Source organism: Anoxybacillus pushchinoensis, assembly GCF_900111795.1.
In the GTDB taxonomy this organism is placed as follows: Bacteria; Bacillota; Bacilli; order Bacillales; family Anoxybacillaceae; genus Anoxybacillus; species Anoxybacillus pushchinoensis.
Map to the genome: position 1 here is coordinate 1 of NZ_FOJQ01000073.1, position 8,504 is coordinate 8,504.

The following is an 8,504-nucleotide window of genomic DNA, read 5'->3' on the forward strand; positions in this document are numbered from 1 at the left end:
GGGCGTGGTAGTCGCTCTCGTACAAACCTAGATAGATATGGCTTCCCAAGAGGTTATCTTGCAAGACAAAAATTCTTCTTTGGTTTTCAAACAGGGGACATGGTTAAGGCTGTTGTCCCAAGAGGGAAATATCAAGGCGTTTGGTTTGGCGAAGTCGCATGTAGAAAGACTGGAAGTTTCGATATTAAAGGCAAGGACGGAAAGCGTATCGCACAAGGAATAAATTATAGATATGTCCAAGTCATTCAGCGATTTGACGGATATGCTTATGGAAAGGGGGTGGCGGAACTTGCGTAAGGTGCAATTCCTCGCCGTGCCTAAAGGCAGGGGCTTCCTTGCGTAAGTTTCGTGAGAAAGGGCGATCTCATTAAGAGGCCGCCCTTTTGTGTCATATAATAAAAATATGTCCATTGTTTATGTGAGCTTGTCCTTAGCGAAACGTTTTCCCGAACCGATGCGGACGCGACCAATCGTACCGTTTCGGTTTCGGCTCTACGTCTTCCGGTGAAATGCCTGTATACGCTTGTAATAATCGTTTGGCTTGAGACAACGGCATTTTAACAGCAGGGTTGCGATAAGAATCGTCCAACGTACCGAGATGAGGCAAATGCTTGAAGTCTTCTTTTGTTGGAGGTATGTGGAAGTAATACGCACCGATCGCCACAAGCACATCCGACTTTTGCTGGCTGTACTTCGGATTCCGGGAAAAGTGAAGCCCAACTTTTTTCGCTTTTCCTTCTTCGAGCATTTTTTCAATCGTTTTTCTCTTCAGCAAATACAAGTAAGAAGGATTTAACGCCGTTTTCGCATGACGGTTGACAGTAAACAAAGCGACCGATAAGTTTTCCACGGTGCATTCGACTGTTTCCATATTTACTCAACTCCTTTTTATTTTGATACACTTATATTATACACGATCGTTTATGTTTTTGGAAAATTTTCAATTTATTTTTTCCATTTCGCGATAAGGGGGGATTCCTGTTGAAATACGGCATTATTGATATTGGCTCAAATACGATGCGCCTCGTCATTTATGAACAAAGTAAAAGCGGTCGTTTACGAGAAAGGGAAAACGTAAAAATTGCCGCCCGTTTGCGCAATTATTTAACAGAAGATGGTGTGTTTACGGAGGAAGGGCTACGTGTGCTTTTAGATGGGCTTTTGACGTTTCAAGACGTAACGCGCTTTCATCGCCTGCACGATGTGAAATGCGTCGCGACCGCCACAATTCGTCAAGCGCGCAACCGCGACGACATCGTTCGCATCGTTGCTGAACGGACCGACTTTCGTATTCGTATTTTATCCGAATACGAAGAAGCATACTACGGTTTTTTAGCGGTCATTCAATCGACATCGTTTCACGAAGGGATTACGATTGATATCGGCGGTGGAAGTACGGAAGTGACGTATTTTTACAATCGTGAACTTGTCGATTATCATAGCTTTCCGTTCGGTGCGTTATCGCTAAAGCGCGAATTTGTCGCTGGGGATGTTCCGACGGATGAAGAATTACAAACGTTGCGGGGATACATTGAAAAGCAATTTCAATCGCTTCCATGGCTAAAACAACGAAAACTTCCGATCATTGCGATTGGCGGAAGCGCCCGCAACGTCGTACAAGTGCATCAAATGCTCCAAAACTACCCGATTGCCGGCATTCATCAATATGAAATGAATCGCGAACATATCGTTCAAGTGAAAAAATATTTGTGTGCTCTTACATTTGAACAACTACAAAAAGTCGAAGCGTTGTCGAAAGATCGGGCCGATTTAATTATTCCAGCGGTTGAAGTGTTTCAAACGTTATACGAAACAGTCGATGCGACGACGTTTATTTTAAGCCGAAAAGGGTTACGTGACGGCATTTTTTACGAACAGTTTGGGCCGATTATTTTTCCCAGCGTATTAGATGAAAGTTTTTTTGAATTAGCCCAAGACTACGAAGTAAATACAAACCACGTGCAGCACGTATTAAAACTAGTCATTCAACTGTTTGAACAAATGCGTGCGCTCGCTCTTTTCCCATTGACGGGAGAAGACCTCGTTTTATTAAAGCGCGCTACTCACGTGTTTTATTTAGGACAATATGTCGATGAAGAAGCGAGCAGTCAACATACGTTTTACATTTTAGCCAATCGAACGATCGACGGCTTAAGCCATCGTGACCGCGTACAGCTCGCGCTTGTCGCTTCGTTTAAAAATAAAACGTTGTTTAAACAATACGTCCAGCCGTTTCACACATGGTTTACACGCGCTGAACAAAAAAAGCTTCGTTTTCTTGGCGCCCTATTAAAATTTGCTTACAGCTTAAACGATACAAAACGAAATGTTGTCAACCGTCTGCAACTTGAACTTCAACAAGAAACGATCGTTATACACATTTTTTGTAATCAATCATTTAAAGCGGAAGAGTATCAAGCCGAAAAACATAAAAAACATGTCGAAAAAATGTTAAAACGACCGATTTTATTACAGTTTCATATGGAGGGATGAGGATGGATTTTAGTCATCCGCGTTATTACAATAACCGCGAATTAAGTTGGCTCGCATTTAACGAGCGCGTCTTGCAAGAGGCGATGGATAAGCGCAATCCGCTATTAGAACGATTAAAATTTTTAGCGATTTTTAGCTCGAACTTAGATGAGTTTTTTATGGTGCGCGTGGCGGGCTTAAAAGATCAAGTGAAAGCTGGTTTTAATAAGCCAGAAAATAAAGCGGGATTAACGCCGAAAGAACAGTTAAAAAAAATTGCGAAAAAAACGCATGAGCTTGTGAAATGGCAGTATGACATGTACAATCGAACGTTATTGCCGATGCTACGTGCTGAAGGGGTACATTTGCTTGCCCCAAATGAATGGAACGACGAACAAACAACGTATTTGCAGTCGTATTTTATGAAAAACATCTTCCCGGTGTTAACGCCGATGGCGGTCGATGCGTATCGCCCGTTTCCGATGTTGTTAAATAAAAGTTTAAACTTGGCGATCGTTCTTGATGACGATGAAGAAGACGACGATGATCGAAAAAAATTAGCGATTGTGCAAGTACCGGCTGTGTTAAATCGTTTTATCCCTCTCCCGACGAACAACGATATTCGCGCTTATGCGCTGTTAGAGGATGTCATTACGACGTTTATTCATACGCTATTTAAAGGGTATACGGTGCTGTCTGTTACGCAATTTCGCATTACGCGCAACGCCGATTTAACGATTCATGAAGAAGGGGCGCGCGATTTATTAAAAGAAATTGAAAAAGAGTTAAAAAAGCGAAAATGGGGCGCAGCGGTGCGGCTCGAAATGAGCAAAAAAGGGTTTGATGAGTGGGTGCTCGATTATTTGCTAGACGAACTAGAAATTCATGAAAAAGATGTATACAAAATCGACGGTCCGATTGATTTAACATTTTTGTTTTCGTTTTATCATGAAGTAGCACGATACAAAGAACATCTCGTGTTTCAAACACTCATTCCGCAACCGCCAAAAGATTTAGATGATGAGGAAGACATATTTGAAAAAGCGAAAGAAAGAGATTTATTGTTCCATCATCCGTACGAGTCGTTTGAACCCGTCATCGACTTTATTTCCGATGCGGCCGATGACCCGCATGTGTTGGCGATTAAACAGACGTTGTATCGCGTCAGCGGTGATTCTCCCATTATTGAAGCGCTCAAGCGCGCAGCGGAAAACGGCAAGCAAGTAACTGTCCTCGTTGAATTAAAAGCGCGCTTCGATGAAGAAAATAACGTCCAATGGGCGAAGGAACTTGAAAAAGCAGGGTGCCACGTCATTTATGGGATGACGCATTTAAAAACACATAGTAAAATTACGTTGATCGTTCGGCAAAAACAAGGGAAAATTGAGCGGTTCGTTCATTTAGGGACGGGCAATTATAACGACGCAACTGCCAAAATTTACACCGATTTCGGTTTCATTACGTCCAATGAACAATTTAGTGAAGATGCGACAAATTTTTTTAATTATTTAAGCGGCTACATGGAGAAGCCGGAGTTTCATCATCTTGTTGTTGCCCCGTTTGATTTGCGGCAACGGTTTTTACAGCTCATCGATGAAGAAATTCGTTACCATAAGCAATACGGTGACGGTCGCATCATCGCTAAAATGAACTCGCTAACGGATAAACAGCTCATCATGAAACTGTACGAAGCGTCGCAAGCGGGGGTACAAATCGATTTAATTGTGCGCGGCATTTGTTGTTTGCGCCCACAAATGAAAGGAGTAAGTGAAAATATTCGCGTCCGCAGCATCGTCGGCCGCTTTTTAGAACATAGCCGCGTCTATTATTTTCACCATCATGGGCAAGAACGCGTCTTTTTATCTTCAGCCGATTGGATGACGCGCAATATGGATCGCCGCATTGAAATTTTATTTCCGATTTTCCGTCAACAATTAAAACAGCGGCTCATTGACGCATTGCACATATTGCTTTCCGACAACGTGAAAGCGCGCGAACAAAATGAACGCGGCGAATACGATTATGTCAAGCGAAAAGAAGGGGAAGAAGAAATAGATAGCCAAATGATATTGTTTCAAATGGCGTATGATGTGGCAGATGATGAAGAATGAGGTGATGTGATATGATGAAAGAAAGCGGAGCGGTCGCCATAGGCGGAGCGTTAGGAGCGTTATGCCGATACGGCGTTGCGCTTCTTTTCCCGTTTCTTACATTTCCGTGGGGAACGTTGTTTGTCAATTACATCGGTTCGTTTTTGCTTGGCGCATTGACTTCTTACGTCGGAAAAGGAAAAATGGCTGAATGGTTGCGGCTTGCGATTGGTACAGGATTTTGCGGCGGATTGACGACGATGTCGACGTTTAGTAAGGAAACGGTCGTGTTATGGCACGAACATATCGGATTAGCGAACATATATGTGTTTGTTTCTTTCGTTGGTGGGTTGCTTTGTTGTTATGTGGGCGTATATGTCGGAGAACGGATGGGTGCAAGAAGTGTAGGTGAGGCGTCATGATGTATGTCGCACTTGGTGGCGCGTTAGGGGCGTGGTGTCGATACAAGCTTGGCATATGGCTGATGCGTTGGACGAAACAGTCACCTGTGCCTCTTTCCATTTTATTTATTAACTGGATCGGTTCGTTTGGGCTCGGTATCGCGCTTGCCTACGACGTCCAGTCGGTTGGAGTGACGGTCGGATTTCTCGGCGCGTTCACGACGTTTTCAACATTTAGCGTCGAAGCCATTCAACTCTTATCGCATAAAAAATATAAAGAAGCGCTTCTTTATGTCGGCGCTTCAATCATTGGGAGCATATGCTTGTTTCAAGCCGGGTTCATGTTATGACCCGGCTTTTAACGTAAACAACGTAAGTTCTGGCGGCGTTAAAAAGCGAAACGGCATGCGCGTCGTACCAAGTCCGCGATTGACATACAATGTGAGCTGCCCGATGTCATAAAATCCTTCAACATACTGTTTCGCAAGCGGAGGGGTTACGAGCGGGCCGATCCAAGGCAGTTGAATTTGTCCGCCATGGCTATGCCCGGACAGCTGCAGATGAAACGGATAGGCGCTCGCTTGCGTCGCGAGGTCAGGCTCGTGAATGAGCACGATCGTATACGTATTTTTCGGCATACGTTGCACCGTTTTCGAAAAATTTGGCTTACCGAGCATAAAATCGTCTAATCCGGCGACGACGATTTGTTCGTTTCCTTGCTTAATCGCTACCCATTCGTTGACGAGTAACCGAAACCCGCTTTTTTCCATCATCTCTTTATATATGTCCGTACCGTATCCGCCGTGATCGTGATTGCCGTAAATGCAAAACTTTCCTAAAGGGGCGTCGAGCTGTTGTAATAGCGCTGTCATTGTGTCAACATGTTCATATTTGTTCGGTTCATCAAGCAAATCTCCTGTAAAACAAATGACGTGAGGAGCGAGGCCGTTTATTTTTGTGACGATGCGTTGAAACTGCTCAACCGTATCATGATACCCTGCATGTACGTCGCTAAATTGAAGGAGGCGACACCCATCAAACTGTTTCGGAATGAGCGGATGAACGATATCGTATTGACGTACCGTCAACCGCCGCGGTTCAACATATTTGGCGTACATATAACCTGTCGTTGAAAGCAACGCCCCTTTGACAAGGAAAGAAAAACATGTTTTTAAAAAATCTCGTCGTTTCATGAGATCATACCTTATACGTAGAAATGTTCTTCACTCATTATAAAAGAAAAAAGTCGATAAAAACAGCAAAAACAATATTAAAAATTTTCTAAATATATAGTACAATAAAAAGTGAATGAATAGCCATTCATAAAAGGGGATGAGGAGAATGAACGGAAAAGTCATTATTGTGACAGGTGGTTCAAGCGGCATGGGGAAATATATGGCGAAGCGTTTCGCCCATGAAGGAGCGCACGTCGTCATTACAGGAAGAAGAAAAGAAGCGCTTGAAGAAGCGGCAGCTGACATCGGTGGAAGCGTTTTACCAATCGTTATGGACGTACGCCAACCGGAATTAGTCGCTGCAATGGTGAAAGAAACGGATGAGCGTTTTGGGAAAATTGATGCGCTCATTAATAACGCAGCAGGCAATTTTATTTGCCCGGCGGAAAAGCTATCGATTAACGGCTGGAATAGCGTCATCGACATCGTCTTAAACGGGACGTTTTATTGTAGCCGAGAAGTCGGGAACTATTGGATTGAAAAAGGACAAAAAGGATCGATCATCAACATTGTCGCTACATACGCGTGGGGAGCGGGCGCGGGTGTCATTCACTCCGCATGCGCTAAAGCAGGTGTGTTAACGATGACGCGCACGTTAGCTGTGGAATGGGGGAAAAAATACGGCTTTCGTGTAAACGCGATCGCTCCCGGTCCGATTGAACGAACAGGTGGGGCGGAAAAACTCATTTTATCGGAAGAGATGGAAAAGCGCGTGAAAGATAGCGTACCGCTCGGCCGATTTGGCACGCCTGAAGAAATTGCTGGCGTCGCTTCATTTTTACTTTCCGATGCGGCTGCGTATATAAACGGGGAGTGCATCACAGTCGACGGTGGACAGTGGTTGAATCAACATCCGTTTTAAAGCGACGTTTGCTAGCGTCGCTTTTTTTATTTTTGTTATGGTATAATGGGTGAAAAAAATTGGGGGAGGCGGCGTCGTTTGGATGCGCTAGACATTTTAACACACATCGATCAAGTCGTTCCGTATTATCAACCGATTTTTAGCGCTGACGAGCAATGCATCGTTGGATACGAAGTGCTCGGCAGATTTCAGCATGGCGATGAAGTTGTCAGCCTCGGTCCATTTTTTCACGACGAGACGATTCCAGAAGAATTTCGTATGGAAGTTGACAGCGTCGTGACGGCGAAGGCGCTCGATCAGTTTGTGACGGAGCGACCAGCACCGCTTATTTTCATTAACCGCGATGCAAACGTGTTAATGGTTGATCGAGGAGAATCGTTTTTACAGCTTCTTCTTTCATATAAAGAAAAAGGACTACAACTGAACCAAGTCGTCCTTGAAATTACAGAGCATCGCTTTAAAGGAGACGTACAGCAGCTCGGTCACGTATTGACGTATTTGCGTACGTACGGCATACAAATTGCCGTCGACAATATCGGAAAAGAGAGCAGCAATTTAGATCGCATCCGGCTGCTTGCGCCCGATTTATTAAAAATTGATTTGCACTCGTTGCGCACATCAGCAACGACGACATCGTACGACGACGTTCTTTATTCCATTTCGCTACTCGCGCGCAAAATCGGGGCGACGCTTTTGTATGAAGATATTGAAACCTCCTTTCAGCTACAATATGCATGGCGAAATGGCGGACGGTACTATCAAGGCTATGATTTGCACGAACCATCGCCTTCGTTTCTTCCAAAAGATTTATTAAAAGAGCGATTGCGCAATCAGTTTCATACGTTTATTCAACATGAAAAAAAGAAACTGCAAACGTTGTACGACATTTCCGAACAATTTCAAACGCGCATATCCGACCTTGTCGTGAAACATAAAAAAGCATCGTCGTTTAACGAACTTATTTCAAGTTTAGCTAAACATTTAAACGATTGCAGTTTTCGCATTTACGTTTGTGACGATGACGGCTTCCAGAAGTCTGCCAACATGTTTAAAAAAGGAGACGCATGGGAGCTGCAGCCGCAATATGAAATGAAAAATTGGAGCTGGCGTCCGTATTTTTTAGAAAATATCATTCGTATGCGCTCGCGCAAACGCGGTATTTTATCGGACTTATACAGCGACATTGAAACAGGGGAGACGATCCGCACGTATTCGTATCCACTTGATGAGCATCATTATTTATTTATCGACTTAACGTATGAATATTTATTTGAAAATAATGCTCATTTGTAATAAAACGTCGCTTGCGGTGGAAAAGTAAGCTTGAGGTCAACAACCCAACGACTAAAGTCATGGGCTTGTAAGCCCCATGTTGACCAGACCAAGGCTTGAAACAGAGCCTACGTTATAGATGTCATGACACGTTCGGGTGCTTCTCCAGCCC

At 43.9% G+C, this 8,504-nt stretch carries 8 protein-coding genes and 1 pseudogene; 7 read left to right on the forward strand and 2 right to left on the reverse strand.

Features of this window, described 5'->3' with window-relative positions; all coding sequences use genetic code 11:
* Nucleotides 1-297 (forward strand): annotated as a pseudogene (locus BM213_RS13225) (RNA-guided endonuclease IscB); the annotation flags it as partial.
* A 133-nt stretch (nt 298-430) separates the two neighbouring features.
* Here the strand turns inward: BM213_RS13225 and BM213_RS13230 are convergent.
* A complete protein-coding gene (locus BM213_RS13230; protein ID WP_064220879.1) occupies nt 431-871 on the reverse strand; it encodes a YkyB family protein in 441 nt (146 codons plus the stop codon).
* Between the two features lie 110 nt (nt 872-981).
* Here BM213_RS13230 and BM213_RS13235 point away from each other — a divergent pair, with 110 nt between their 5' ends.
* The 4 genes from BM213_RS13235 to crcB are packed head-to-tail and all read left to right on the forward strand — an operon-like array spanning nt 982 to nt 5,313.
* Nucleotides 982-2,493 (forward strand): Ppx/GppA family phosphatase, encoded by a 1,512-nt coding sequence (locus BM213_RS13235; protein ID WP_064220880.1) that lies wholly within the window; start codon nt 982-984, stop codon nt 2,491-2,493.
* Between the two features lie 2 nt (nt 2,494-2,495).
* Nucleotides 2,496-4,583, forward strand: coding sequence for an RNA degradosome polyphosphate kinase (locus BM213_RS13240; protein ID WP_091704917.1), 2,088 nt, complete (start codon nt 2,496-2,498; stop codon nt 4,581-4,583).
* Nucleotides 4,584-4,597: 14 nt separating this feature from the next.
* Nucleotides 4,598-4,984, forward strand: a complete 387-nt coding sequence (locus tag BM213_RS13245) for a CrcB family protein (RefSeq protein ID WP_091704927.1) — start codon at nt 4,598-4,600, stop codon at nt 4,982-4,984.
* Nucleotides 4,981-5,313 (forward strand): fluoride efflux transporter CrcB, encoded by a 333-nt coding sequence (gene crcB, locus BM213_RS13250; RefSeq protein ID WP_091704920.1) that lies wholly within the window; start codon nt 4,981-4,983, stop codon nt 5,311-5,313. The genes BM213_RS13245 and crcB overlap by 4 nt, the downstream gene beginning before the upstream one ends.
* Here crcB and BM213_RS13255 read toward each other — a convergent pair.
* Nucleotides 5,308-6,156, reverse strand: coding sequence for a metallophosphoesterase (locus tag BM213_RS13255; RefSeq protein WP_091704922.1), 849 nt, complete (start codon nt 6,154-6,156; stop codon nt 5,308-5,310). The genes crcB and BM213_RS13255 overlap by 6 nt on opposite strands.
* Nucleotides 6,157-6,304: 148 nt before the next feature.
* On the opposite strand from BM213_RS13255, the gene fadH reads away from it, so the two are divergent.
* On the forward strand, nt 6,305-7,060 hold the full coding sequence (fadH, locus tag BM213_RS13260; protein WP_003396636.1) for a 2,4-dienoyl-CoA reductase: 756 nt from the start codon (nt 6,305-6,307) through the stop codon (nt 7,058-7,060).
* A 78-nt stretch (nt 7,061-7,138) separates the two neighbouring features.
* Nucleotides 7,139-8,353 carry an EAL domain-containing protein gene (locus BM213_RS13265; RefSeq protein WP_091704925.1) on the forward strand — a complete coding sequence of 405 codons (1,215 nt, stop codon included), beginning with the start codon at nt 7,139-7,141 and terminating at the stop codon, nt 8,351-8,353.
* Nucleotides 8,354-8,504 lie beyond the last annotated feature (151 nt).